The organism is Candidatus Methanomethylophilus sp. 1R26, from assembly GCF_001481295.1.
GTDB lineage: Archaea > Thermoplasmatota > Thermoplasmata > Methanomassiliicoccales > Methanomethylophilaceae > Methanomethylophilus.
In genome coordinates this window covers 66,518-93,371 of the sequence record NZ_LOPS01000001.1, presented here as the reverse complement: position 1 = coordinate 93,371, position 26,854 = coordinate 66,518, and the positions used below count along the sequence as shown (strand labels likewise).

Below are 26,854 nucleotides of genomic sequence, written 5' to 3'. Positions count from 1 at the left end.
TCTGCCCTCATGCTGTGACGATATGGACCGAGCTGTACCCGGTCTTGAAGATCGCCAGGATCCCGTTGTGCGTTTCTATCTCGTAGAGCCCCGCGCTGTCGGTCAGCGCCTCCACCGTCACCGTGTTCTCGGAGATCCCGCATCCGCTCTGGGTCCCGCTCACGGTGATCTTGAAGTCTTCGGCAAGGCTGCTTCCCCTGTACCCTATCACAGTGTAAGCATCGGTGCTCAGCGTGTCGGTCACGTTCACGCTGGTGAAAGCGCTGGCGGCGATCACGATAAGGCGGTACTTCTCGATGGTGAGGGTCGCGGACCTCAGGCTGTTATCGCTGATCTTGTAGTTCGTGTTGCTGAGCCCTGTCAGGGTGACTGTGCATGTCCCAGGCTGCGTCTGGCCGTTGTTCTCGAAGATCATGCCGGCCCCGTCTTCCGTATCGCCGTCGGCAAGCCCGGCCATCTCGTAGCTGATGTTATGGGCCTGCCCGTCGTACGGCACTTCCGTATCCTGCAGGACGATCGTCAGCTCCTTGGGCTGGATGGTGAAGTTGAAGGTTACGGTCCCCGCATAGCCTCCGATCCCGGTGATGGTGATGGTGGCCCTTCCGGCATTGCGGTTGTCGCTGTAGGCCACACGGTAATCGGTCCCGAGGGTAAGGCTGCTGGAGATCTCCTTGGTGATGTCCGCTCCGCTGTATGTCTCGGCATCGGTGTTCACGGTGAAATCGGATGCCTTGATGGTTCCCTGGGCGATGGTCCACTTCACTGTCTGGTTGTCCCCGGTCGCCGGATCGGTGTTCCAGAGGGTGTTGCCGGCATATGTCAGGGAGAGGGTCGCATCGTATTCTCCGACAGCGGTGCCTGTGCCGCTGACGCGGTAGTACGGGCTCACGGCGAACGCGTTGGAAGCGGAGATGGCGCTCCCGGTGTACTCGACCGCGCTGGCGGCAGGGACGTCGATGTACCTGACGGTGACCGTCAGGGTCCCCGGCACGGACACGATGCTGTAGTTGGACGCAGTGACGCCCGAAGCGAGCGTGTAGACGATCGTGTTGGACGCTGTGCCCGCATTGGTGATCGAACCGGTGGCCCTGAGGCTGCTGAACAGGCTGCTGTCCGCCGAAGGCGAGACGGTGACGGTGCTGTCGGTCAGGGCGGTGTTGTCGAACACCTTGCTGGCGGAGGACGAGGTCAGCGTGACGGTCTTCGCGGAGATCGATCCCGGGAGGGTTATGTCGCTGACGGTGTAATTGCCTGCACGGTCGCCGGTCAGTGACAGCGCCACGCGCACAGGCACCGAAGCGGACGCGTTCGCGGACGTGTATGCGTAGGAGGCCGTGAGGGACACATTGCCTTCATCGCCGCTCACGATGCCGCTGAGCGCGAACTCGAGGGCCTGGGTCACCGCAGTGCTGCCGTCGTAAACCTTGGAGATGCCGCTGCTGTAGCTTTCATCGTAGGTGACGGTGAGCTCCTTCGGGTTGACGGTGATGCTGACGTTGGCGGGGTCTGCTGTCACATTATCTGATTTCAGGTTGATGGTTATCCTGGCGGAACCGACACCGACAATGGTCACGTTGCCGCTGCTGTCCACGGTGACGACGGATTCGTTGCCGGACGCATAGGTAAGGGTCGCGGAAGAGTCTTCCTGCGTGGGCTTGGCGTTCAGGCTGAACGACGCATCCCCATAGGTCTTGGTGTACGACGTGGGGCTTACCGTGATGCCTCCGGACGCGGTCAGCACTTCGAGCGTCCCGTAGGCCACGGTGACGTTGTAGTTGTCCTGGGATGCCCCGCTCCATACCACGGTAAAGGTGTTCTCCGCAGTCCCGACATCGGTTATCGTCCCGGTCCAATCATAGGTGACGGTATCGCCGGAAGCGAGGCCGTCCCCTGAGACCGTGACGGTATGGTCGGTTAGAGCTTCGCCGTCCCAGCTCTTCTCGGAGCTGCCGGAGGTGAAGGTGACGTCCCTCTTCTCGATCTTCACTTCGAAGGAACCGTGGAGGTTATCGACGCCGCCGCTGTTCTCGCTGGTCAACAGGATGAAGTAATAGGTAGTGTAGGTGCCTGCCTGGGTATAGCCCACGGGCGTGGTGCTCCCGCTGGTCCCGTAGTTGCTGGCGGTGAGGTTGACGGTGCCGTAGTAGACGGTGCCGTGGTCCGCGGAGATCGATCCGGAATGCGCAGTGCCGTCGTATTTGACGTCCACGCTGGGTATCTCCGCCCATACGGCGACGAACTCGGCCGTGCCGCCGTTCGTGTCAGTCAGATTGAGCACCTTGACATCGTAGATGATGTAGAACTTGGAGCCGTATTCCCATCCGATGAAGATGTAACCGTCCTTAGCGGGATACGTGAACCCGGAGAGCTGCGCCGGCACATCATAGGTCATCGTCTGGGTCCCGTATTCGGTTCCGTCGGAATCGATGTATTTCACGGTGTAGGTGTTGGGCACGGGCTTGGCGTAGAACGCCATCGAGCTCATGACCCCTGTCACGATGTATTTCCCGGAGGCCTCGTCCCAGTTCGCTTCGGTGGTGCATGCGCGGTCGGTGTACCACTTGATCTCGAGGTTCCCGTTCCCGTCGGTGTACCCGGCCCTGGTGAACTTCGAGAAGCTGGCATCCCCGTACCTCTGGACGGCTATGTCCAGCGAGGTGTCGTGGGTGACGGTCCCGTCGGTGCCCACGAGGAAGAACTGCAGCTCCAGGCCGGCCCATTCCGGTGTTATCTTGATATCTGTGTCCTGGGTCAGGAAGAACGACCAGGTGAATGTCCTCGTCCCGGTTTCGGAGGGCGCGCTCCCGATGACCGAGGCAGAGGGAGAGAAGGAGCCCAGCGTGTAGTTCGTGTCGAACTTGATCGTGAGGGTCACGTGGGTGTTGTAGGGCAGGGAGTTCCCGCTCACGAAGGTGTCCTTGTCGGCCGCGGCGCTGATGCTGACGCGGTCCACGGAAGTCCCGTTCTCATCCACCGGCACACCTGCGAAGGTGAGGGTGTAGGTCCTGATGGTCCAGACGGCGGTATAGGTCAGGTCGTTCTCGGGCATCACCGCGACGGTCGCCGGAGACCATCTGCTGAACGTGTACGGGCTGCCGCTCTCGACCGTGGGCGTGCTGCTGAGGTATCCCTGTATATCCTCGCCCACTCCGACCGTGAACGAGATCCTGGAGTATCCGTTGCTGAAGGCCCCGATCTCGGTGACGAGCGTCAGGGTGTATGCGGTCTGAGGCTCGTATACGGCTGTGAACACCATCGAGGACGATTCGACATCCTCCGATGTGACGGTGTAGGTGCCGGCGTCCGCGCTCAGCGTGAACTGCCTGCTGCCGACGGTAACGCTCCATCCGCTGAACGTGTAATTGTCCGGCGGGGTCGCATCGGGGAGAGAGATCTCCTGTTCATAGTACGCTTCGGTTATGTCGGAGGTCCCGGTTCCGGTGCCGAAATCGAACGACACGGCGATGCTGGGTCTTACGTATTCGATGAGGATGGCATATCCCCACGGCAGGGTGAACGTCATCTCGTTACCGCTTATGGTGTAACTGGGGGTTCCATATCCGTGGTCAGCTTCCTTGGCGTAGATGCTGATGTTCATGCTGAAGGTGCTGTAATCCCCGATGACGTAGGTCCCGGAGTAGATCTTATCCTTGTAGTCGGTGCCCGAGGTGTCCTCGGTCACTGCATGGGCGACGACAGAGCCGGAAACAGACTCGTAAACGCCGTTGACGTTCATCACCTTCTCTTCCACCGTGACCTGGTACTCGTTCGTGATGTCGATGATCCTGGACCACAGGTCGATGACGCCGGTGCTGTTGAGCAGGGCGGCGTCGAAGGTCCTGGTGGCCGCGATGGGGTCCGAATAGGTGACGGTGGAACCGGATACCGTGCGGGTCAGGTACCACGCGACGACCGCATAGCTGTCATCGGTCAGGGTGGTCCCGGAGCTGCTGGTTATCTCGCTGTCCGCCGGGATCACTGTGGAGAAGGAGGTCCCGAACTTGAAGGACGTGTACGTCGCCTGGGGCACAGAGTAGGCCTTGCTGTCCCTGAAGGTCCCGTCATAGACGAGATGCAGGTTCAGGGTGTAAGACGCAGCCTTCACTGTGCCGGTCAGGACGATGCCTGCTGCGGTATCGGAGGGAACGTTGAACGACAGGTGGGTGTCGGTAGAGGCCGGCGAGCCGGTCCCCAGCACGACGGCATCCCCGCTGCCGATGGCATAGCTGATGCTGTACCCGTACCCTGCGAGGACCGTCAGGTTGACATCCGATCCGGGCGAGATGTACTCGCTGACGGAGCTGTGCCCCCCCGTCCGCATCCGTGATATTGTCGGTGACGGTGAGGACGTCCAGCGATTGGGAGTTCCCGTTGACGCCGACGGTGATCTGGCCGAAGCTGTACAGCGTCCCGTTCTTTCCCTCGAGGCAGATGTAGTAGTCGCCGGTGCCGGCGATTATCTGGTACTGGTAGCAGTTCCTGCTCGTGTTCCAGAAGCCGTCCTGGACGTTATCCGCGGCGGTCACGCCGTCGGTGCTGAGCATGGCGCGGGGCGGGCTGTCGATCTGCTCTCCGCCGTTGAACGACACGTACAGCTGCACGATCTGGGGCCCTACGGTGTTGGCGTACACGGCGCAGTCTCCGGTGACGATCAGAGTCGCGCTGGACGAGCTTATCTGGTCATCGGGGATCGTCCCCTCTCCGCTGATGACCCATCTGGCGAGCTCCTGGCCGCTGTACGGGGTGAACCTCAGGGAGATGCGGTCGCCGTAGTATGCGGTGAAAGTGCTCCCAGACACGCCGTTGTAATAAGCGTCGATGGTCCCGTGGGAGCTCTCCATGATCGTCACCGTGTACGGGATGTGGTCCCACACGGCATAGTAGGTCCTCTCGTAGTTCGGGCTGTCGATCGCGTTGCCGCTCGCGTCCGTGACATAGACCTTGACGGTCACGGAGGTTCCGTTCCCATAGGTGTCATCATCGTCGGGCTGAGCATCCTTCGACTCGGACCAGCCTGCGAGGAGCCATCCCGAGCGGGTCGCATCGTTGAGGTTGAAAACGAACTCCCAATAGGAACCTGAGGAGTCTGACAGCAAGGAATCGCTGTCGGGGTACACCAGGAACGATACCGGGGCGGAGACATTCGTGGTGAGATCGCTGGAGTTGCCGTCCATGGTGACCTGCAGGGCGACGTCCGAGGTGACGGCGATGAGGTTGACCGTCGACGATATGGCGCCGTCGACCCTGGGGATGACGTTCACGTCGACCGTTGTATCATCATAGATGGGTATGGTCACGCTGTCCGAGACCTCCGCCTGCCAGCGGATGAACATCTCGCCGTTGTTGAGGTAGTTCGTCCTGAGGATGCTCTCGGCGGCGGCCAGTATCGTGACGTCCTTGTGCTCTGCGGAGGACTTGGCCTCGTCCAGGACTCCGAACACGGAACCGTACTGAACGGTGGCCGTGTAAGCAGTGCCTGAGTCTGTGATCTGGGTGCCGTTGTACGTGAACGTGACGGTGATGTCCTGGCCGACCCATCCTGCGTACAGGGTCATGCTGCGGACGACCTTGTCGAGGGTGAAATCCCACTTGTTGATGCAGTCCTTCTCGGTGTACCATCCGCTGAAGGTGTATCCCTCCCTGGAAGGATCGGAAGGAGCGGTGATGAGGGTCCCTCCTTCGCTGTCCGCCACGTACATCTGCGCGACGGTCCCGTCCTGGCTGTCGAAGGTGACGGTGAGCATGTACCTGGCGTACAGCGTCGTATCCGCGGTCAGGGGAGTGCTGTAGCTGTAGACGCTCTCGAAGGACGACTCATAGTACCAGCCGATGAAATTGCTAAGTGTCGGAGGGCAGTCGGCCTCGGTTATCACCGTTCCGTACGGGAACGCGTAGATGACCTCGGAATCCTGCCTCATATCGACGAAGGTGACGTTGATATCGGCGAGCGCCTGGACGGTGACCGTGACGGTGACCGTTCTCACGGTGCCCTCGTAGCTCAGCGACAGGACCACGGTGTAGACCTCGCTCTCGGTGCTGTCGAACCCTGTGACCGAGAAGACCAGCCTGGCTGTGTATCCTCCGTTGAGCTCCCCGAGGGTGCTCCCTTCGAGAGACGGGCTGATCTGGAAGGCTCTGCTCGTGCTGCTCCATCCGGAGGTGTTGTCGAGGTTCATCTCGGCCGCGATGGTGAGCGTCGAGCCCGATCCGTCGGGGGAGCTGACGCTTTCGACGGCGACAGTGTAGCCGTTCAGCTTGCTGGGTATCATGATGTCCCCGGAACCGGAACCGTGGACGGCCCCGATGGTGACAGAATCATTCTCAAGATTGGTCCCGCTGCCCTCGGTGTATATCTCGACCGTCAGCTGGATGCTGTTGGTGAGCACGTAGCTGGTAGATTCGCTGCCGTCGTCCCCGACGTACGAGATGGCGCTCGCTTCCTGGAGGTATATCGTGCAGTATCCGATGTGGTGCGATTCGTCCCCGAAGATCCCGCTCACGGTGACGCTGAGGGTTGGGTTCTGCGAATCAGTCGGGAGTATCGTTCCGATTTTGGAATCGGATGCGTGAGGCACAACATTCACGCTTTCTGATTCGGAGCTGGTGCTGCTGACGATGGATACACCGAACTGGTTCGTTTCCGACGGGGTCTCCACCAGGCTGTAAGCGGTGTTCGCCGTTACGAAGGAGCCTCCCATGTACCTGAGGACGGTATCGGAGCGCAGTTTGATGATGGAGAAGTCCACGGATTCGGATGCCGTTCCGGACGTGTAGCTGAGCCTGACCGACTGGGCGCTCGTGATGGTACCGGAGATGAACCAGCATCTGCAGTAATCCGAGACGTCCATGAAGTCGGCCTGCACATAGGTACCGTTCCTGGTGGCCACGAAACCTCCTGAGGAGGCGGTGCTCCCGAGGACGTAGACCCCGTAACCGCCGTCGCTGCTGCTGACAGACAGGACGGTGTATCCGGACACGGTGCCGTACGAGGAGCCGTAGCTGCCGGCCCCCCTTATGGTCAACGAGTTGCCGCTTCCGATGATGATCTTGTTGGAAGGGGACGAGGGAGTGGTCGGATTGCCGTCCTTGTTCTGGCTGTAATAGTCCGTCACGGCGTCCACCGCACTGTCGAGCGTGATGACCGAGGAATCCCTCAGCTGCAGCGTGACGATCATGAACAGAGAATAGAGCGAATCCGCCGAATTAGCGTCGACAGTCCCCCTTCCCTTCAGCGTGATCATCGTTCCGGACAGGGTGACAGTGGTGGCACGGTGGATCGCATGCATCTCGCTGAGATTGATGAAACGGTCGCAGTAGATGACAGTATTTCCCTTGGTGAGGCAGGCGTTCCCGCTGCCCATTAGGCTTCCGCTTATGGAGATGTCGGAATATGCACCGAAGATGCTGAGGTTCCCTCCTCCCATGACGAGGTACTGGGTATACGGAGTATCGTTCTCGCCGATCTCTCCTACATCTCCCCCGATGTAGACAGATCCCCCTATGGTTATGGTTGTCCTGTCATCGGTGCTTTCCAGCCTGAAATGATCGCTGACCCTGTATCCGATGTATATCTTGACATCACCGTAAGTGGTTCCCTGGAAGCCTCCTCCGAACAGGGAGCCCCCGATGGAGCCGGATTGAATGCAGATCGTCGCATCGGATTCGTCGAATTTTTCGCTGACCCCGTCATTCCCGTACGCAGTCCCGCCGTAGATGTTGTCCGTGATCGTCGCGGTCCCGCTGACGTCGATGTACCTGTCTCCTTCCACCGCGGTGATCCCGCTGTGGCCGATGGCGCCGCCGTAGACGCTTCCTCCGATGGACCTCCAGAGATCGCTACCCTGGCATCTCCGGTGATCCTTCCGTATGCGCCGCCGCCGTAGACGCTTCCTCCTATGGTCCCGCCGGACACGTTGACGCTGGAGCTCCCCTCGACCTTGGCGAACTCTAGGTACCTCTCAATGATGCTGGTGTCGTATGTGGGAGTGAATCCAGAGAACCAGTCGAGCCAAATGTAATTCCCGGAACTGTTGACGACATATGATTGGGAATAGTTCCCTCCGTCGGTCGTCCCCGGAACTGTGCCAGAGTAGGTCACAGTGCCGGAATTAGATTGAGCGGAGAAACTGTCGATAGTCACTCCCTTTCCGGCTCCGTAAACGCTCCCTTTGATCTCCCCTCCGGTGACGGTCACGCTCGTGCTGCCTATGACCGATGCAACATTGATGCCACCCTCGGCGTTGTAACCGGACAGCCTGGGAAGCGATTCCCCGCCGCCGTACACATTGCCTCCGACGGTCCCGCCGGCGATGAGGACGCTGACCGTGCCGTACACATAGGATTTTCCCATGGAGTTCCAATATGAGGAACTGCCCTCCCTGGCCCCGGTACTTGCGTTGTGGAGGATCTTGTCCACTCCTCCCCTCCCGCCCCCGTAGACATCCTTGAGGACCGTCCCGCCGTTGACGGCGACCTTGATGGCCACATTGCTGGATGAAGTACCTACGGAACCTCTGTAGCCTCCGCCGTACACATAGCCGATCGTCCCGCCGTTGATCTCAACATCGATGGTTCCGCTCAGCATACTGGTGTAGTTAGGGTACGCCCATGTGTCATAACCTGCTCCGAAGAGCATTCCTACTTTGCAGTTGTCGTAGGTGGAGATCTTGACATTGCCGACCGAATCACGGTTCCCGGAACTGCTGTTACCGTCGGTGATTGTACCGCATGCGATATGGCTGATGACCGCTGATCCGCTGATCTCCATGTATGCGAACTGAGTGGTGGAATCTCCTCTTCTTCCTCCCGCCTGGGCATCCCACAGTTTGGCCTTGTCGGTGATGAACGTGTGGGCCGCGCCATACACAGAGCCTCTGCCGCCTGAACCTCCGGGCCCTCCCTCGAGGATCGATGATTCTGTCCTGCCGCTGCCGACGCTGCCGTAGCCCAGCTGGCTCTCCTCCCAGGTGTCTCCGGTCATCTTGGCACCGGTGACATAAGTGAACGTGCCTCCCAGGAGCTGGTCCTTGTTGCTGTCTGTGATCGTGCCGTTAGAAGCGCCCCATATGACGCTCGAACCGCCTCCGACGACGGTATCGGTTATGGTTCCTCCTTTCAGCACCATGTATGATGAGAGCGGGCTGGTGAAAGTGCCGAGAGTGCACCACCCTACAGCCCCGATGTTATCATATGTCCCGCTGTGAACGATCAGGAACGTGCCGATGTCGAAGGTTTTCCCGTTCAGCTGAGAATCGTATGAAACAATGGATTTCCCTGATTCGATGGCTGATGTCAGCGTCCCGCTGCTGGATCCTCCGAAGACCTGCATCTGGTATCCGCTGGTGGCATCAAGGCCTGTACCGAGAATGAGGCGGTGCCCGTTGGCGAACAGCGGATAGCCGCCCGAATCTCCGTGGTCTCCGCCGTTGGAACAGTTGAGGTGCACGCTGTCGATGATAACATCTCCGCTGCAATACACAGTTTTGTTCCAATTGACCGTAGCATCCGGATCGCTGGAACGGTATGTTCCGGTACGAAGATCGGTCGGAAACGCTCCGTTGATCTCGTAGATCGTGGTGAACATCGTGGACGCAGTGCGGCCGTCCGAATATTGAATAGAACGGTAACTTGTGTAGCTGCCGTTGCTTGTAATCGGGAGCATATACGTGGCATACGCAGGCGATGCGGGTTTGCCGCTGAGCGTGCTTCCCGAAGCCGGAGTCAGAGAGGAAAGCAGGAATACATCAGGCGTGGCCCATTTCGCATAAAGTTTGTCTATGCTTCCGTCAACGACATCTCCCGGATATATGAGATCCGAACCGTTGGAAGTCCAGCCGCAGAAAACGTAAGGCACAGATATTGACGAGGGCGTGGTTAAGCGCGATATTGTGATAGTAGCAGTGGCTGTAGCGTTTCCGCTGTATTTGCTACCATCATAGTAAGTAGCTGGTGAATATGTGATAACATTGTCACTACTAACAGTTGGACTTGAAGTACAATAACCCGGGTACCGGCTATACAACTCTGCTTTAGCAGCAGAAATTGTTCCGGAAATATTCCAGTCGGAACAGTCGGAAAGATCCAGTGTTATACCTTCACTCAGAGGCACAGTAACATTGATTTTGTAACTCGAAACGGTTTCGGACGTTATGCTACCGACGCGCGTCGTTTCGCTAAGCTTGCTCCAGCCTGAGTTCTTGAACACATCGCTGTAAGCCGGGTTGTACTCGGTGGATGCGATGCCGTCGTATTCCACCGTCACTCCGTTAGTGTTGCTGTTGAGGCTCGCTTCATCTTCGTAGTAGGTTATGGAATGCACCGAACTGCTGCTTCCGGAGCTTTCATCGGAAGCAGAGCTCCCGCCGAGGATCGCTGCGGATGACAGCAGCATTATGATGACAGCGAAAAGCGCGAACAGCGTCTTCTTACGGTCAATCCTTCCGACTCCTGTTGCCTTGCGACTGTAATTGGACATAATGAACATTCCGTGCCAGATATGCGATTGCTCTCGTCTGTTGAACGAAGAAGTTGTTCTTTTCTTTTTATAAAAATTATTAACCTGATACAAACACCTGAACGTGGGCAACACAATAAAGAAGAGACATGAACGAAGCATATGCAGGCATCAGGTACGGCTCATCAAGAAAATCCATCCTGCCCTTTCTATGCGGATAGCGCAAACTGAGGAAAGAATCCATCGAACCGGCTGAGCCATCATACTAATTTAAATCGAAATGCAGTAATCGCTTTTACTCAGAGTAAGGATTCTTGCGGATTCGGAAAAGGAGCGTTAATAATGAACAGGAGGACAACGGGTTTGCTTGCAGTTGCTGCAATCGTATTGGCGGCAGCTGTAGCTATACCCTCCGCTTACGCCCTGACATCCAGCGTCACCAACAACAGCAACTCTGTGAACTCGGATTATATCGGCCTGAGTTTTCTGGAGATCTCCGGGAGCGGCGATGCATCAACAGCTTCAAGCCTGACGTTCAATGAAAATTACTGGAGCGCCGTTGATTCCACGCCGACATCATTCCAGCTCATACCTGCGAACGGCGGATATTCGATAAGCATAGAATCTAACAAGGACACCGGAGAAGACCCGGGTGCCTACCTGTACGGATATTTCACCATAGACCATGAGTCAGATAATGCCAACAGCGGCGCAGGGATAAAATCCGTCACGCTCAAATTCAGCAACTACAGCAGCGATATCGTCCTCTACAGGGATGCACCCAAACTGCAATACGAACTGACCAACAGCATCAGCGATTCAAACTCTGTGAACCAATGGGTTCTGGCTATCAGCGGCTACGAGGTAGGCTGCTATGATGTTTTCACCGGAACCGACGGCGTGACCGTGATCAGCAGCGGAGGCACCAGCAGCGGCCAGACTGTCTCAGACCTGCTTTCGACCAGCGGGCTGACCATCCACCTAATGGCATCCTGGACGTCTCTTTCCTCCGCCTGAAGAGTCGCTGGCCCTGAGACTGCAGAGCAGCATTCTGCACTGAACGATTCTGACATGATTTCTGCATGCTGGCACATTATGAATTAACTGCCGGGCAGCAATAAGTATTCAGAGACATCGATATCGATCGGTTCCTGCAGACCGAGAGCAAGATACAGACCATTTTGCCTGTACAGTCCTGCATCGAACGTGCTTCCGGCACGCAACAGGGACAGCAGACGCGGCCCGAAGGCGGTCTGAGTATGTGAAAATCGCCGGGGGGATGACCCCGGCCAAAATGTTTCGTTTCAGTGCTTCAGGTTGCAGAGGCAGTCGACCGCCCAGCAGCCCTTGCCCTTGAGGCCCACGAGCACGGGGTTGATCTCGAGCTCGGTGATCTCGGGGTTCTCCTGAGCGATGAGGACGAGCCTCTTGATGACATCCTTGATGGAGTCGATGTCCGCTACAGGCATTCCCCTGGCTCCGGAGAGCAGCTTGTACGCCTTGGTGGAGGTGATCATCTCCTCGAGCTGCTGCTCGGACATCGGGACGTGCATCTGGGATATCTCCCTGAGGATCTCGACGTAGATCCCGCCGAGGCCGAAGGACACGACGGGGCCGAACTGCGGGTCCCTCATCATGGACAGGATGACCTCCTGCCCGGAGACCATCTGCTGCACGGAGACGCCGTCGAGGCGGGCCTTGGGGGCGTTCTTCCTGCAGGAGGACATGATCCTGTTGTAGGCTGCGCGGGCGGCGGCCTCGTCGGCGACGCCGACGACGACGCCTCCGACATCGGTCTTGTGCTGGATGTCGGGAGATACGATCTTCATGACGGTCGGGTAGCCGATCCTGTTGCAGGCGTCGGCGGCCTCCTGCTCGGACTTGACGGTGGCCTCTCCGGGGGTCGGGATGCCGTAGGCGCTGAAGATCTCCTTGCCTTCCGCCTCGGTTAGCGAGTGCCTTCCGTCGGCGTAGGCCCTGTCGATGACCTCCTTGACCTTCGCGCGGCCGTTGACCTTAGGCACCTGGAGGGCATCGTTGTCCTGGTCCAGGCCGATGTTGTACTGCCTGAGGATGTCGAGGGCGCGGACAGCCCTGTCGGGAGTGGGGTAGCACGGGAACTTGCCCTTCCTGAGGATGGCGTCGGCCTCCTCGCACTTCGACCCTCCGGCGAAGCAGACGGTCGTCGGGTAGGGGATGTCGTCCATGATCCTGACGAGGAGCTTGGCGACGGAGACGAGGTCGGCGGTGTCGAGCGGGGAACCCATGATGACGAGCCCGCCGACATCCTTGTCCTGCATGACGGTGTTGATTGCGATCTCGAAGTCCCCGGGCTGCGCATCTCCCCTGATGTCGATGGGGTTGGTGACGCCGGCGAGCTTGGGGAGGGCCTTGTGGAGCTCCGCGATGGTCTCGTCGGAGAGCTTGGCGGCCCTGACGCACTTGGCGCTGTAGGCTGCGTCGGCGGACATGACGCCCAGCCCGCCGGCGTTGGTGATGATGCCTATGCCGTCCTGCTTCATGGGACTGCAGCAGGAGAACACGAGGAGAGCGTCGAACAGCTCGTCGAGGTCGAACGCCCTGTGGATGTTGAGCTTCTTGAAGACGACGTTGTTGACGGCGTCCGAGCCCGCGATGGAACCCGTGTGCGACGAGGCGGCCTTGGACCCGGCCGCGGTCTTGCCCGATTTGAAGATGACGATGGGCTTCTTGATCGGCATGTTCTCGACGGCGGAGATGAACTTCTCGCCGTTCGCGATGCCCTCGGCGTAGATCCCGATGACCTTGGTGTTGGGGTCCTCCGAGAAGTACTTCAGGAAGTCGGCCTCGTCGAGGTCGCATTTGTTCCCGAAGGTCACGAAGTTGGCAAGACCCACCCCGTTGGCGCAGGACCAGTCGAGGATGGACGACCCGACGGCCCCGGACTGGGACATGATGGATATGTTCCCGGGCTGGGGGAGGAGGTGCGAGAACGTGTAGTTGACGTGGTTCCTGATGTTCATGCCGCCGAAGCAGTTGGGGCCGCAGATGCGGATGCCGTTTGCCTTGGCCTCGGCCAGGAGCTCTTTCTCCAGCTTCGCTCCCTCGGGGGAATCCTCCTTGAATCCCGCGGTGAGGATGCTCATGCTGTGCACGCCGCGCGCCGCGCAGTCCCTGAGGGCCTGGAGAACGAAGGTGTTCTTCACCGCGACCACGGCCAGGTCGATCTTCCTGTCGGCCGGCACGTCGGCAAGGGAAGCGTACGCCTTTACTCCCTGGATCATGCCTCCCTTGGGATTTATGGGGTAGAGCTTCTCTGGGTCGTAACCCGCGTTCAGCATGTTCTTGACGAGCATCCCCCCTAGTTTGGAGGGGTTGTCGGATGCGCCTATGACGGCAACTCCTTCTGGGTTGAGGAATTCTATCATAAATCGGCAGTATAAACTTCTCATTAATAAGGCTAATCAATTAGACTGTGAAATTCGAAAAAATAAGCCTTATTTCTGCAGTGTTTCCACGTTTTTCGTAATAATTGGGCGGTTAAATTTTCGAATTCGGACATTTGACGTATTGCAGGCATTATCGACGAACCTTTTGTACGTCCATCGTCGTAGGATACGGTATTATACGCGCCTGCGGATGGAATACTGTACCGCCCTGACCGGGGTGCGCGATCAGTGAACGCAACGCGTACGGGGCGGCCGACAGAGGCCCTGTCCCAATCTCGTATTGGGCTCCTGCGGTAGTTGCGGCGTGACGCCGCGGACGATGACCGGAGGCCAACGCAGGGTCCGACACATACCCCCGGCGTACGTCAGTGCCCGGAGACCGCCGTTACAGCGGGCCGTGAAAAGGCGTGTTAGCGCCCGGGGGACACTTCTGCCCGTCCCGGGCGTCTCCGGCATCCGTGCATCTGCGGCCCGGCACCGTCATACGTACATCTGGACCGCTTTCAGCCCGTCAGATGCCTCCTTCGACCTCTCCCTGCCGTACTTCTCGGTGAGCTTCGGCATCAGCAGGCGGTTCCTGTCCCCGTTCGGGTCGAAGCCGATGGAGATCCTGCATAGTTCCGTGTAGAGTGCGTAATCAAGGCACTCCTCCGGGATGTTCGGGTCGTCGAGCAGGGAGGAGACCGCCACGACCTTCATCAGCACCGAGCACCTGGCGGCCCTCCCCGTCGGTATCGGCTCCTTGGTCCACGTCAGGCACACCGCAGGGTCGCGCTCGACCAGCCCGAGCCCGATCAGGCGCTCGTACGCTTCCCCGAGGTCCCTGTTCTTCCCCAGGGGCGAATGCGTCAGGTCCCTGTTCCTCCTGAGGTACAGCGCTGGTACGTCTCGACGAACTTCGGGGACGAGACGTAATCGATTATGATCTTCTCGTAGACGCTGTCCTCACCGCTCACCATCTTCCCGAAGATGGTGTTGGCCAGGCTCTCAACTGCCTCGCGCGGGGCATTGCGCATGTAGTCCGACACCTTGAAATCGGCCCAGCGGTAGCTCATCTGCCACCTGACCTTGAAATCGCGGCAGGACATGAACTCCGCCTTCACCGTCTCGAACCCGTACTTCTTACCGACCTCCGCGAAGACCGCGGTCAGCTCTTCATTGTCGTTCATTGGCTCTCTCCGCACCGCTCAGGGCGCGGAAGAGGAGTGTTCAGGACGGTTTATGAACGGGGGGATGCGGCAGTCAGCGGCAACGGTCAGAAGTCCTTCCCGACGTACCTCTTCGGCAGCACGTAGATCTCGCCCTCGCGGTCGAGGCCGACGGTCGCCTCCACGTCGTAGACGTCGCGGATCAGGTCCTCGGTGATGACCTTCTTGGGATCGCCGGAGGCCACCAGATGCCCTTTCTTCATTATGAGGCATATGTCGCAGTACCTCGCCATGAGGGAGATGTCGTGCTCGGCGACGAGGACGGTCATGTTGCCGCCCGTGAGTCCCTTGAGGTACTCCATCACATTGAGCTTGTACTTCATGTCGAGGTGCGACGTGGGCTCGTCGACAAGCATAAGCCTCGGCTTCTGCACATAGGCCTTCGCGATGAGCACCCTCTGCCTCTCGCCGGAGGACAGCATGTCGATCCTGCGGTCGCGGAGGCCGTAGACGCCGAACTTCTTCATGGCGTCGACCGCCTCAGTCTCATCCTCGTCGGTCTCCCACCACAGGTTCCTCAGGTAGGGATAGCGCCCGAGCATGACCGTATCTGACACCGAGAGGCCGAAGCTGTTCTTAAGCTCGGCAGGGACGTTCGCCACCTGCTTCGATATCTGCTTCGGGGTCTGGCCCTTCACGGATACCCCGTCGATGAGGACGTCCCCGGAGGTGATCTGGTGCATCTTGTTGATGCACTTCATCATGGTGGACTTCCCGCACCCGTTGGGCCCGATGAGCCCGACCAGGCGCCCCTCCGGCAGGCTGAACGACACTCCGTCCACCGCCCTGTAGCCGTTCTCGTACGTCTTGCACAGGTCCCTGACCTCCAGCAACGGGGCCTTTACCTCATCCACTGTACATCTTCCCCCTTTTGATGAGCAGGTAGGCGAACAGCGGGACGCCGATCACCGTGGTGATGGCCCCCACCGGCAGCTCCTGCGGGATCATGATCATCCTGGCGAGAAGGTCGGCCAGGAGCATCATGGCCGCCCCCAGCACGATGGACGCCGGCAGAACCAGGCGGTGGTCGCTCCCCAGGATCATCCTGCAGATGTGGGGCACGACCATCCCGACGAACCCTATGATGCCGACGAAGGCCACGCAGACCGAGGTCAGCACCGAAGCCAGGATCAGCATCCCCGCATCGAACCTCCTGACGTTGAGCCCCATCTGCTGAGCGTTGTCGTCCCCCAGGAGGACCAGGTTGAGCTCCTTCGCCCAGAGGAGCGACGCGGCGCACATGAAGACCGTCGGGAAGAATATGAGCCAGACATTGTCCCAGTCGACGGATGTGAAGCTCCCGTACAGCCAGGAGACCGCGTTCTGCAGGTCCTCGGAATCGGATGTGGTCAGTATGACCGTCTGGATCGACGAGAAGGCGAGACCGATCACCACTCCGGCCAGGACGTACGATGTCGAGGTCCTCCCGGCCAGTACGGCGATGAGCATCGTGAGGCCGAAGGCCAGAAGGCCGCCGATCACGGCGAGGACCGGCACCATGAAGTCGGAGTTCCCGAGGAGCCCCCAGAGGGTGAACCCGCTGGCGATGGAGGCCACCGCGAAGGTCCCGGCCCCGGACGACACGCCCATGATGTACGGGTCCACGAGAGGGTTCCTTATGACCGCCTGGTACATGCACCCTGCGACCGAGAGGCCCATGCCCACCGCCATGGCGGCGATCGCCCTGGGCAGGCGGGACTCGTAGACGTAGAGCTCGTCATTGGTCAGCCCTTTCCCGCCTTTGTCTATAGCAGAGATCAGATTGCCGGCAGCCTCCGACAGCGACATGCTGTGCGACGGACCGAAGGCCAGGCAGCAGAGGAACGCGGCGGCGGCCAGGGCCGTGCCCAGGACGAGGACGAAGAGCAGGCGGCGCTTGTTCGCCGCGGTCTTGGAGAGCGCTTCGTTGCGGAACCCGCTCATCGCTCCCAATTTCTCGGACAGATACTTCCCCGGGGGCTTCCCGGCCCTGCGGGCCAGCAGGATGGCCGCCGCGGCCAGCGCCGCCAGTGCGATGCATGCGACGGCGGCCCAGATGACCCATCCCGGCAGGCCTCCGCTGTCCCCTCCCGGCGATACCCCCACGGTGAGATCGGACTTCAGGACGGCGAACCCTCCGTCGGTGCCGATGTAGATCATGCTCCCGCACACCAGCACCGAGGTCATCGTCCACTGGTCGATGTCGGACGGGCGGGATATGCTCCCGACCTCCTTCCCGTCCAATGAGACGACGTGGATGATGCCTCCGCTCCCGTTCCTGCTGAAAGCATAGTCCTGGTACACCAGGTATTTCCCGCCGACGTTCACAGGCGAACCGCGGATCCCGCTGACATCGGAGTCCGCGGTCTCCGTGCCTCCGCTCCCGTCGGCGGAGACCCTGCAGAGCCCCTTGTCGCACAGGAAATAGACCCAGGATCCGTCCTCGGAATCGACATAAGTCATGAAGGTTGACGACAGGCCGACGGAGTCGTCGCTGAGGACCTCGGTTAGGGACGAACCGCCGAACCTGTACACGCGCAGCCCTCCCTGGGTACTGTTCATTCCCAACCCGTCGGAGATGCTCATGAAGATCAGGTCCCCTACAGCGAGGGGAGAGCATACCCTCCCGCCTTCGCCGTAGACCTTGGATGGATACGATGCGATATCGGCGCTGGCCTTCACATCGCCGGTGGCTGCGTCCAGGACATACAGCTGCCCGTTGTAGTTCCCAAGATAGACGTTCCCTCCGGATACCGAGGGACAGTCATAGTAGTTCTGGCCCTCGGTGTCGGTCCTCCACAGGACGTTCAGGTCGAAGTCCATGGCATAGGTGTAGCCGCTGGAGGTGCCGAAGAACAGGGCGCCTCCCCATACGGTCATCGATGCGACGCCGGTGGCATACGTCGAGCGCCCTTCGATGGTGCGGGAACTGTCGAAGGCGGCGAACTTCTTCATCACATAGACGCTGTCGACATCGCTGTAGGCGGTGACGGTGCTGTCCGTGTATGATTTGAGCGAGTCTCCGTCGAAGGATACCGAGACACCGCCCTTGGATGCAGAATCCACCGTCACGGTTCCCGAATATACAGTGCCGTCGGATGTCACATTGATGTCATAGGAGGACCCGATCTCCGCAGGTATGATGAACACGTCGGTGTCCCTTTCCTCCTTCTCCGCGGATACATACGAGGATTCGGAGCTCAGCTTGTATTCGACAGCGCTCACCGTCAGAGATCCTGATGACGCCGAGGCCAGCACCGAGGATATCTCCACTGTATAGGATTCGGTGCCGGGCCCGGACAGAGGGACCTTCAGGATGTGGCCGTTGGTGACCGGCCAATAATAATAGTTCCCGGCGATGGCGCCCGTCTGGGTCTCGTATCCGACGCTCGGGCGAGGACACATGCCATTTCTCAGCGCCGGTGTACCTGTCGAAACAGTAGAGCGTGGGCACGCTGTCCCCACTGTAATAGCCGCCATAGACCGCGTAGACGCATCCGCGGGCTATGAGAGGGTTAGCATCGACGAAGTTCTGCCCCAATGATTTGGACATCACGGTGGCCGGGCCGGACCCGGAGGTGTCGTCCCCTTCCTGGACCTTGGTGAGGGATGAGTTCCCGCGGATCATGGTCCATGAGGCCATATCGTCGGGGGTCTCGGTGGGGACTGTGCCGTCAGGGTAGAACCCCAGGGCGATGCTGGACGCGGCAGGGGCCTCTGAAAGGAACGACGCGGACGTCGAGTCCGTCCATTCGCCGGACGAGCCCCAGACATAATATCTCCACGAACAGGTCTCGGAATGCTCCGATCCGCCCACCGTCACCTCGCTCATGCCGTCTACGGTGACGGTGCCGCCGTTTTCCGAATATTCCAGGCCGAGGCTCTCGGCCGCAGACCGCAGCACTCCCCCGACCGTCGTCTGGGTCTGATCGGCGGCGGCCCAATATGTGTCGCCGTCTCCCTCGTCGATGAGGACCCAGGGGCCCGAGTCCGCATCGGAGCCCTGCGATGCCTGCACGGCAATGCCCGACAGTATGACCGCCAGGACCGCAATGACTGCGGCCAGGCGCCGGCAGTTCATGATGCGAATCCCAGCTCTGCTGTGTATGTCAGATAGTCCGTGTAATCATCCCCAATCCAATGCGGGACCTCTATGTCCGTGAAAATACTGGGCTGCAGTATCCTGCACATGAGCTCCTCGAACTGCGCTATGCGCGTGGAGGGCCTGGAGGCCAGGTCCGTTGCCCCGTCGGTCAGCAGGTAGATGTTCCCGTCCACATAGGCGTCGGTGCTCCGCCATTCCGCGCTCAGGGAGCTCAGCATCCTGCTGTAGCCGCTCTCGGAGCATTCGTAGTCCGAGGACACCACGATTATGCACTTCGGGTTGTGTTCGGCCACCGTCTCGCTGTTGACCTGGACCCAGCCACTGAGCCCCGAGTAGACATTGCTGCACGCGGCGCGGGAGATGACGTCCGACACGTACGTGCTCCCTCCCGCCACCCAGGGCGATTTGGCCGATGAAAGGGCGACCATGACGCCGGAATCCTCGGAACCGGAGGATACCAGAGAGGCGAGCTCATCGAGGGCATCCTGTATCTGACCGATGGTCTGGACAGAATGCATCTCGTAACCGCAGGCGACGCCGATCATGTAGGTGTTGACCTCGATTTCCCTGACAGTGGACGCATCGTAGACAGCGAGGCAGTCCACACCCTGGGCGCGCATCTTGCCGATGATCGACAGATGCACGGACTGGTCCCCCATGCCTACCACGAGATCGGGGTTCTGAGCGGCGACCGTCTCGAAACTCGGGTTGGTGTACCCTCCGATCTCCGATATGGAGCCGTTCTTCTTCCCTTCAACCACGGATGCAGGATAATTGCTGTAGCTGTCCGTGGCCACTATCGCGCCTCCCGCGCCGGCGGCGGCGATGGTCTCGGTGCATGACGGCGACATGGATACAATGCGCATGCTCTGTCCGTAGCCGTAGTAGCATACGCCGGTCGCATCGACGCCGGGCGTCGGATATTCCCCGTCGCCGCAGAGGCCCCAGCAGACGGCGGCATAGTCTCCTACGGAGACATCGGAAGGATCCCCGGTCCATCTGGTCCATTCGGTATCGCCCGTGTACGTGACGTACAGCGACCATGACCCGGATGACCCGGATGCCGGCAGGGAGTCGACCGATGACGGCACGGACGAGCCTTCGGGATAGACGACCTCGTAGCCCCTGTCGGCGCAGATGCCGTCCAATGCCGAGACCGCATCCTCCCTGGGATCCTCGAGACCCATGTAATCTATGTCGTAGCCGCCGAAATCCAGGATGATCCCCGCGGCGTACGACGCGGAGGAGTGCGGGACGGCCGCGACTCCGACAGCGCACCCCGTCAGAAGGAGCGCAACGGTCAGAACGGTCTTCCATAGGGTCCCCTCCATGATATCACAGCATATGGGGCCCGGAGGCCTTGACCGGTCCCGGGCCCGTTCCTTTCAGAACTGTGAAGTTTCAGTCTCAGGCGCTGTACACGGGGACGGTGGCCGTCCCTCCCTCTCCCATGCCGCCGTCGCCGTAGATGACCGCCATCTGCGCGCATCCGGAGGAGCTGATCTTGTCCATCGTGGAGTTGGAGTAGGTCCAGCCGGTGCCTCCGTCATTGAGCACCATCTGCGCCCAGTATGTCCATACGGTCTTGTCGCCGTCCGTCTTGGAGGACATGGACAGGCCGAACAGGGACGAGATGCCGTCGCCGTAGGATGAATGGCTGGCCACGAAGGGGATGTTGTAAGTCTCCGCAGCATTGCTGAACGCATCGAAGACCGTGCTTCCGGTGCCGTTGATGTAGAAGTAGTACCCGGATTCGGACTGGACCGCGAAGACGGTGCCGTCGGTGGATCCGTTCCAGGCGGCCGCATCGGCGACGCTCGGGACGGTGAGGTTCTCAGGTCCTCCTTCCTCTGCCCCTGTCATGGTTCCTTTGATGTAGAACAGGCCGATGACGCTGTGCATGGATGTGCTGAGGCCGTCGACGGCCTTGTCGCTGTAGGTCCACGTCCCGTTCTCATAGACGTAGGTGGACCAGTAGTAGTAGATGTTCTCGCTGGCCTTCGAATAGTCGCACGCCAGCCCGTTGATCGAATTGATGCTGAAGTAGGTGCCGCTGTCCGAGTAGTCGATGCTCAGCCCGTTCTTCCCGTTGAGGCCGACGAGCATGTCGGCATAGGTCGAATACTCGCTGCTGTCGGCGGAAAGCCAGGTGTAGACGCCGTACTGGTCCTCGATGAGGATCAGCGAGGACGCATTCTCGGACGACTGGGAATAAAGCGGGGCGGTGATCTCGGAACCGTCGCCGTAGGAGATGCCGACCTGGGTGAACACCGAAGTGCTGAGCTTCTCCATCGTCTGGTTCGCATACGCCCAGGGGCCGTTGTTGTTCGAGGTGAACTGCGCCCAGTATATCCATCCGGAAGCCGTCGAGGACGTCGACATGCCGAACAGGGACGAGATTCCGTCCCCGTACGATGCATGGCTGGCCACGAAGGGGATATTGTAGGTCTCGGTCGCATCGACGAAGGCGTCGAACACATTGTCACCGTGGCCGTTGGCGTACAGGTACATCCCGGACTGCGACTGGATGGTGAACACGACATCGTTGTGGGAGCCGGTGAAGTAGGCCGCCTTCCAGACCTCGGGAACTTCGACGTTGTCAGGTCCGCCGGCGGTCACCGCGTAGGTGGAGGTGTCGCAGTTCACATAGAACAGGCCGACATAATCGCAGTCGTCAGTTGAAACGCTGCTGAGGCCCACAATGCTGTAGACCCACTTGCCGTCCTCGTACTGGTACAGGGCCCAGTATCCCGAATAATCAGATGTCTGGGACAGCCCGTTGATACCGTTGACCATGACACCGTAGCTCCCGTCGGTGTAATCGATGTCGAGTCCGCGGGTGCCGTCGACCGATTTGATGACCTCTCCGTAGTTGTCGCCGTCGCCGTGGACCCAGAAGTAGACGCCGTACTGATCCTCGATGAGCACGGAACCGTCGTAGTCATGCGCCCCGTCGGAATCGTCGTAGAAGACTGCTCCGGCTGCCGCGGCGATGACTGCGGAAACGACGATGATCGAAATGAACAATTTCGTTGTTTTCAGCATGATTACCACACTTTGCCAGATGCGATAACTTAATCAGATTATAAAAACGATTGGACATATCTGCCATATATAGCTTGCGAAGATTCCGTAAATGGATGCAGAGCGCGGGGTCCAGCGGGAGATATTAGAGAAAGCGTTTCCGGCCCGGACAGAACGGGCCGGCCCCCTCATTCATAGAAAACGAGGAAGCAGGCCGCCGCGATAACCGCGGCGACGACGATGATGCCGATGAAAATCTTGGTGGTCTTCAGCATTCGATTTCCCTGCCGAAGTATCCCCTGTACGGTATAAATTATCAATCCAAATTGGATAAGGCATCCATCGCAGGGAAAAGAATGATTTCATGCTCCCCCATCATCAGGCATGGAGAACGAAGAGAAACTCAGGCAGAGGGCCGATGAAATCCTGAACGCGATTGAGAGCATGCGCGGGAAAGTCCCGGTAGTGAACCGGGTCCTTTCGGAACGCCCGGACCTGTTCGTCCCCAACGCCGAACTGAGCATGAAGCTGTTCGAGGGCGAGGGAAGCCTGGACAAGAAAACCAGGGAATTGGTTGCGCTCGCCGCGGCCGCCGCCCTCGGAGGGCAGTACTGCATGAAGGAGCACATCAGGAACGCGGCCGCCCTCGGCGCCACCAAGGATGAGATCCTCGAGGCCCTCGAGATAGCCGGTTACATGTGCATGACCAGGAGCCAGTCGTACGCTTTCCGTGTCTTCGCGGACGCTTACGGCATGGATGTGGAATGAATCGCAGGAGCTGATTTAGGTACCACCTAACATTTTTATAGCAGTCCTGACTAATCATAGAACATGGTTACAATAACCCCTGAAGCGGAGAAGTTCATCGACGAGCTCCTCGAGAAGAACCAGAAGACCGGATGGGGTATCAAGGTATACCTCTCCGGGTACGCATGCTCCGGCCCGCAGTTCGGGATGTCCTTCCAGGAGAAGCCCTCCGAGGGGGAGCAGGTCGACAAGACCGCGAAGAGCTTCGACATGTTCTACGACGATGAGACCGCCAAGGCCCTCGACGAGTGCGTCATCGAGTTCGTCGACGACCCGAACTTCGGCACCGGCCTCTCGATCCGCAACCCCAACTTCAACGGCTGCGCCTCCTGCGGCGGCGGATGCGGTTCCTACTGAAACTGTTCACCGGGCCGCGCCCCCGGCGGGGCCGGCCCGATAATCATTATTAATAAACCGCCGATAACCTGGGTATATGCAGTATGTCCGCATGCCGGGCATTGCCGAAGGCAGACTGGAGGACAGGCGCTACCAGTCGGAGATCGCCGCGGAATGCCTCAGGCAGAACACCCTCGTCATCCTCCCAACGGGCCTGGGGAAGACCGCAGTCGCCCTGCTGGCGGCGGCCAGGGTGCTCTCGGAAGGGAAGAAGGTGCTCATGCTGGCGCCCACCAAGCCGCTAGTGGACCAGCACAGCGAGTACTTCTCATCGATGCTGGACGGCATCTCCGTGGGGATGCTCAACGGGCAGATGCGCCCGCCGAAGAGGGCCGCTGTCATCGCCGGAAGCAGGTTCACGGTCTCCACCCCCCAATCTGTCTCCAACGACCTCGACAACGGGGTCTACGACCTGTCCGGGTTCGGCATGGTCATATTCGACGAGGCCCACCGCGCCACCGGCAATTACGATTACGTGAACGTCGCCCGCTACATCCCGACCGGCTGCCGCACCCTCGGCATGACCGCCTCCCCCCGGGAGCGATGCCTCCAGGATCGAGGAGGTCTGCAGGAACCTGGGCCTGGAGAGGATAGAGATGCGCACCGAGGACGACCCTGACGTCTCCCCGTACGTGCATGACACCTACGTGAACAGGATCGAGGTCACCCTGCCGCATGAGATCACGGACATCTCAGCCGAGCTGAAGAAGGTCCTCGACGGATACTTCGGGGACCTGGTGGCCCTCAAGCTCACCGATCCCGGATGGCCGGCGTCCAAGAAGCACATGCTCTCGATCCAATCGTCCCTCCAGATGCGCCTGGGCAGGGGCGAGAAGACCTACACCGTCTTCCGCGGCCTGGTCCTAACCTCGGTCTGCATCAAGCTCCTCTACGCCATCGAGCTCGCGGAGACGCAGGGGATCCCCCAGCTCAGGAAGTTCCTGTCCAAGGTGAACGCCGACGCCGAGGCGCCCGGAGCGTCCAAGGCCGACCGCGAGCTGACCGCCGACAAAGGATACCTGCACGCCTGCACATGGCAGAGAGCAGCAACGTCGGCACCCGAAGATCTCCCAGGTGATGGGCCTGGTGTCGCGCGTCATCTCCTCGGGCGAGAGCCCCAGGGTACTGGTCTTCGCGCAGTACAGGGAGACATGCGATATCCTGAGCGAGAAGCTCGCCCTGGTGAACGGGGCGAGGGTCGCCAAGCTCATCGGGCAGGCCAACGGCGGCCTGAGGCAGAGCGAGCAGATCGAGATGCTGGACCGCTTCCGCCGCGGCGACTTCAATGTGGTGGTCTCCACCTCCGTCGGCGAGGAGGGGCTCGACATAGCCAGCACCAATGCCGTGATATTCTACGAGCCGGTGTCCTCGGAGATACGCACCATACAGAGGCGCGGGAGGACCGGAAGGAAGAGCGACGGCGAGGTCTATGTGCTGGTGGCCAAGGACACGATGGACGAGGCCGTCGAGAAGGCCAGCAAGAAGAAGGAGGAGATGATGCGCCAGAGGCTGGAGTCCCTCAGCAGGTCCCTGTCCAAGGGGCCGAGGGTGGGTTCGGGCCAGACGTACTTCTGACGTCCCGGCGCAGATCGGAATATCAAGACTGAGGATGGGAGAGAAACATGCTTTTCAGCGAACTTGCGGAGATGTTCGACAGGCTCGAATCGACATCGAGCAGACTGGAGATGACGGATATACTGGCAGAGTACTTCTCGGGGATCGACCCGAAGTACATCAGGCAGACGATCTACCTGTCCGTGGGCAGGCTGCACCCGGACTTCGTCCCCCTGGAGCTCGGCATGGCGGACAAGCTGGTCCTGAGGGCGATCTCCACGGTCTCGGGGAGGAGCCTCTCCGAGGTCGAGGACATGTGGGTGAAGACCGGGGACCCTGGAGAGGTCGCCGAGGTCCTGACCCAGAGCAAGAAGCAGATGACGCTGTTCTCCGAGCCGCTGACCTTCGAGGGGGTGGTCGATTCCCTGCTGAAGATAGAATCTGCCTCCGGGAAGGACTCCCAGGACCGGAAGACAAAGATACTCTCCAGGATGCTGTCGGACTCCGGCCCGCTGGAGGCCCGCTACCTCTGCAGGATAGTCACCGGCAGGATGAGGGTGGGCGCAGGCACCATGACCGTCATGGACGCGCTGTCACAGGCGTTCGCATCGAAGGACGACCGCCCGGACATCGAGAGAGCGTTCAACATCACCTGCGACATGGGCCTGGTGGCCGAGACCCTCGCGGAGAATGGGATGGACGGCGTCCGCGCCATAAAAGTGGCCGTCGGGAGCCCGGTGAAGGTTATGCTCGCTGAAAGGCTCAGGTCCCTCCCTGACATCATGGCGAGGATGGGCGGGAAGTGCGCCTTCGAGTACAAGTACGACGGCATCCGCGTGCAGGCCCACATCAGGAAGGGCCCGGACGGCTTCGTGAAGCTCTACTCCCGCCGGCTGGAGGACCTGACGTCCAACTTCCCGGACATCGGGGAGGCGCTCGCCGCCCAGCTGAGGGGGAAGGAGGCCATAATCGAGGGCGAGTGCGTTGCCTACGATCCCGCCGAAGACAGCCTGCTCCCGTTCCAGAACGTGACCCACAGGAGGAAGAAGCACGGCATGTCCAAGGCAGTCGAGGATGTCCCCGTGCGCATATTCATGTTCGATATGCTCTACCGCGACGGAGAGGACCTGACCCTCAAGCCGTACCCTTACAGGAGGATGCTGCTCGAGTCCTCGTTCTCGGAGTCGGAGAATGAAGGGTACGACCGCCTTGGATATTCGGAGAGGGCGGTCATCGGGTCCGAGGAGGAGGCCCGGAAGTTCTTCGATACCGCCATCGGGTCGAAATGCGAGGGGATCATGGCCAAGTCCCTGGGCCAGGACTCCGTGTACCGCGCCGGCTCCAGGGGGTTCCTCTGGATCAAGTACAAGAAGGATTACACCCAGGCCCTCGTCGACAGCTTCGACCTCACCGTCGTGGGCGCGTTCTACGGCATGGGCAAACGCGCCGGAGTCTACGGCGCCCTGCTGATGGCGGCATATGACCCAGACACCGGAAGGTGGGGCACCGCCTGCAAGCTGGGCACAGGGTTCGACGATGCGTTCCTGGCGGCCCTGCCGGGGATGCTGGAGAAGTACAAGACTGATAAGAAACCGTCATCGGTGGACGCCGAGATGGTCCCGGACGTGTGGTTCGTCCCCGGCCTGGTCCTCGAGGTGACGGCGGCGGACATCAGCATCAGCCCCATCCACACCATCGCCTGCGGCGCGGTCAAGGAAGGCGCGGGGCTGGGGCTCAGGTTCCCCAGGTTCACCGGCAGGGTGAGGGACGACAAGACCCCCGAGCAGTGCACCACCGCCGCCGAGATCGTCGAATTCTACGAGATGCAGGACGAGAGGGACGTGGAGAGCGTGGAAGAGGCCGAGAGGGCATCGGAGGACGGCCCCGCGGACGAGTGACA

The 26,854-nt window shown here is 60.0% G+C and carries 17 protein-coding genes and 2 pseudogenes; 7 read left to right on the top strand and 12 right to left on the bottom strand.

Going from position 1 to position 26,854, the window contains the following annotated elements:
* Positions 1 to 7: 7 nt before the first annotated feature.
* The 3 genes and pseudogenes from AUQ37_RS11655 to AUQ37_RS11645 all read right to left on the bottom strand — a co-directional run bounded on the left by AUQ37_RS11655 (position 8) and on the right by AUQ37_RS11645 (position 9,661).
* Positions 8 to 4,321 (bottom strand): S-layer family protein, encoded by a 4,314-nt coding sequence (locus AUQ37_RS11655; RefSeq protein ID WP_058746946.1) that lies wholly within the window; start codon positions 4,319 to 4,321, stop codon positions 8 to 10.
* A 1,225-nt stretch (positions 4,322 to 5,546) separates the two neighbouring features.
* Positions 5,547 to 5,918: pseudogene (locus AUQ37_RS11650) on the bottom strand (InlB B-repeat-containing protein); the annotation flags it as partial.
* A 1,586-nt stretch (positions 5,919 to 7,504) separates the two neighbouring features.
* Complete coding sequence (locus AUQ37_RS11645; protein ID WP_235584751.1) at positions 7,505 to 9,661, bottom strand: hypothetical protein; 2,157 nt, start codon at positions 9,659 to 9,661, stop codon at positions 7,505 to 7,507.
* Positions 9,662 to 10,795: 1,134 nt separating this feature from the next.
* On the opposite strand from AUQ37_RS11645, the gene AUQ37_RS00395 reads away from it, so the two are divergent.
* Entirely contained in the window at positions 10,796 to 11,470 is a 675-nt protein-coding gene (locus AUQ37_RS00395; protein WP_157844222.1) for a hypothetical protein, read from the top strand.
* A 287-nt stretch (positions 11,471 to 11,757) separates the two neighbouring features.
* On the opposite strand, the gene AUQ37_RS00390 is transcribed toward AUQ37_RS00395, so the two are convergent.
* From AUQ37_RS00390 to AUQ37_RS00360, 8 genes are all read right to left on the bottom strand, one after another.
* Positions 11,758 to 13,860 carry an acetate--CoA ligase family protein gene (locus AUQ37_RS00390; protein WP_058746943.1) on the bottom strand — a complete coding sequence of 701 codons (2,103 nt, stop codon included), beginning with the start codon at positions 13,858 to 13,860 and terminating at the stop codon, positions 11,758 to 11,760.
* Between the two features lie 501 nt (positions 13,861 to 14,361).
* Entirely contained in the window at positions 14,362 to 14,643 is a 282-nt protein-coding gene (locus AUQ37_RS00385) for a hypothetical protein (RefSeq protein WP_058746942.1), read from the bottom strand.
* Between the two features lie 86 nt (positions 14,644 to 14,729).
* Complete coding sequence (locus AUQ37_RS00380; protein ID WP_058746941.1) at positions 14,730 to 15,050, bottom strand: hypothetical protein; 321 nt, start codon at positions 15,048 to 15,050, stop codon at positions 14,730 to 14,732.
* Positions 15,051 to 15,136: 86 nt separating this feature from the next.
* Positions 15,137 to 15,943: an ABC transporter ATP-binding protein gene (locus AUQ37_RS00375; RefSeq protein ID WP_235584750.1), complete on the bottom strand. Its 807-nt coding sequence runs from the start codon at positions 15,941 to 15,943 to the stop codon at positions 15,137 to 15,139.
* On the bottom strand, positions 15,936 to 18,293 hold the full coding sequence (locus AUQ37_RS00370) for an iron chelate uptake ABC transporter family permease subunit (protein ID WP_162262191.1): 2,358 nt from the start codon (positions 18,291 to 18,293) through the stop codon (positions 15,936 to 15,938). The genes AUQ37_RS00375 and AUQ37_RS00370 overlap by 8 nt, the downstream gene beginning before the upstream one ends.
* Positions 18,181 to 19,149, bottom strand: a complete 969-nt coding sequence (locus AUQ37_RS10225) for a hypothetical protein (protein WP_162262190.1) — start codon at positions 19,147 to 19,149, stop codon at positions 18,181 to 18,183. The genes AUQ37_RS00370 and AUQ37_RS10225 overlap by 113 nt, the downstream gene beginning before the upstream one ends.
* Positions 19,146 to 20,504, bottom strand: a complete 1,359-nt coding sequence (locus AUQ37_RS00365; protein WP_058746939.1) for an ABC transporter substrate-binding protein — start codon at positions 20,502 to 20,504, stop codon at positions 19,146 to 19,148. The genes AUQ37_RS10225 and AUQ37_RS00365 overlap by 4 nt, the downstream gene beginning before the upstream one ends.
* Positions 20,505 to 20,580: 76 nt before the next feature.
* A complete protein-coding gene (locus tag AUQ37_RS00360) occupies positions 20,581 to 22,218 on the bottom strand; it encodes a hypothetical protein (protein ID WP_157844221.1) in 1,638 nt (545 codons plus the stop codon).
* A 363-nt stretch (positions 22,219 to 22,581) separates the two neighbouring features.
* On the opposite strand from AUQ37_RS00360, the gene AUQ37_RS00355 reads away from it, so the two are divergent.
* From AUQ37_RS00355 to AUQ37_RS10355, 3 genes are all read left to right on the top strand, one after another.
* On the top strand, positions 22,582 to 22,965 hold the full coding sequence (locus tag AUQ37_RS00355; protein WP_058746937.1) for a carboxymuconolactone decarboxylase family protein: 384 nt from the start codon (positions 22,582 to 22,584) through the stop codon (positions 22,963 to 22,965).
* Between the two features lie 63 nt (positions 22,966 to 23,028).
* Entirely contained in the window at positions 23,029 to 23,361 is a 333-nt protein-coding gene (locus AUQ37_RS00350; protein ID WP_058746936.1) for an iron-sulfur cluster assembly accessory protein, read from the top strand.
* Between the two features lie 91 nt (positions 23,362 to 23,452).
* The gene (locus tag AUQ37_RS10355; protein WP_201013587.1) at positions 23,453 to 24,019 is read left to right on the top strand and encodes a DEAD/DEAH box helicase; all 567 of its coding nucleotides are present in this window, start codon (positions 23,453 to 23,455) and stop codon (positions 24,017 to 24,019) included.
* Between the two features lie 24 nt (positions 24,020 to 24,043).
* On the opposite strand, the gene AUQ37_RS10350 is transcribed toward AUQ37_RS10355, so the two are convergent.
* Entirely contained in the window at positions 24,044 to 24,187 is a 144-nt protein-coding gene (locus tag AUQ37_RS10350; RefSeq protein ID WP_201013586.1) for a hypothetical protein, read from the bottom strand.
* On the opposite strand from AUQ37_RS10350, the pseudogene AUQ37_RS13270 reads away from it, so the two are divergent.
* The 3 genes and pseudogenes from AUQ37_RS13270 to AUQ37_RS00340 all read left to right on the top strand — a co-directional run.
* Positions 24,186 to 24,356, top strand: a pseudogene (locus AUQ37_RS13270) (ATP-dependent RNA helicase); the annotation flags it as partial. The gene AUQ37_RS10350 and the pseudogene AUQ37_RS13270 overlap by 2 nt on opposite strands.
* Positions 24,357 to 24,477: 121 nt before the next feature.
* Positions 24,478 to 24,975 (top strand): helicase-related protein, encoded by a 498-nt coding sequence (locus AUQ37_RS10345; RefSeq protein WP_201013585.1) that lies wholly within the window; start codon positions 24,478 to 24,480, stop codon positions 24,973 to 24,975.
* A gap of 47 nt (positions 24,976 to 25,022) precedes the next feature.
* Entirely contained in the window at positions 25,023 to 26,852 is a 1,830-nt protein-coding gene (locus AUQ37_RS00340) for an ATP-dependent DNA ligase (protein ID WP_058746935.1), read from the top strand.
* Positions 26,853 to 26,854 lie beyond the last annotated feature (2 nt).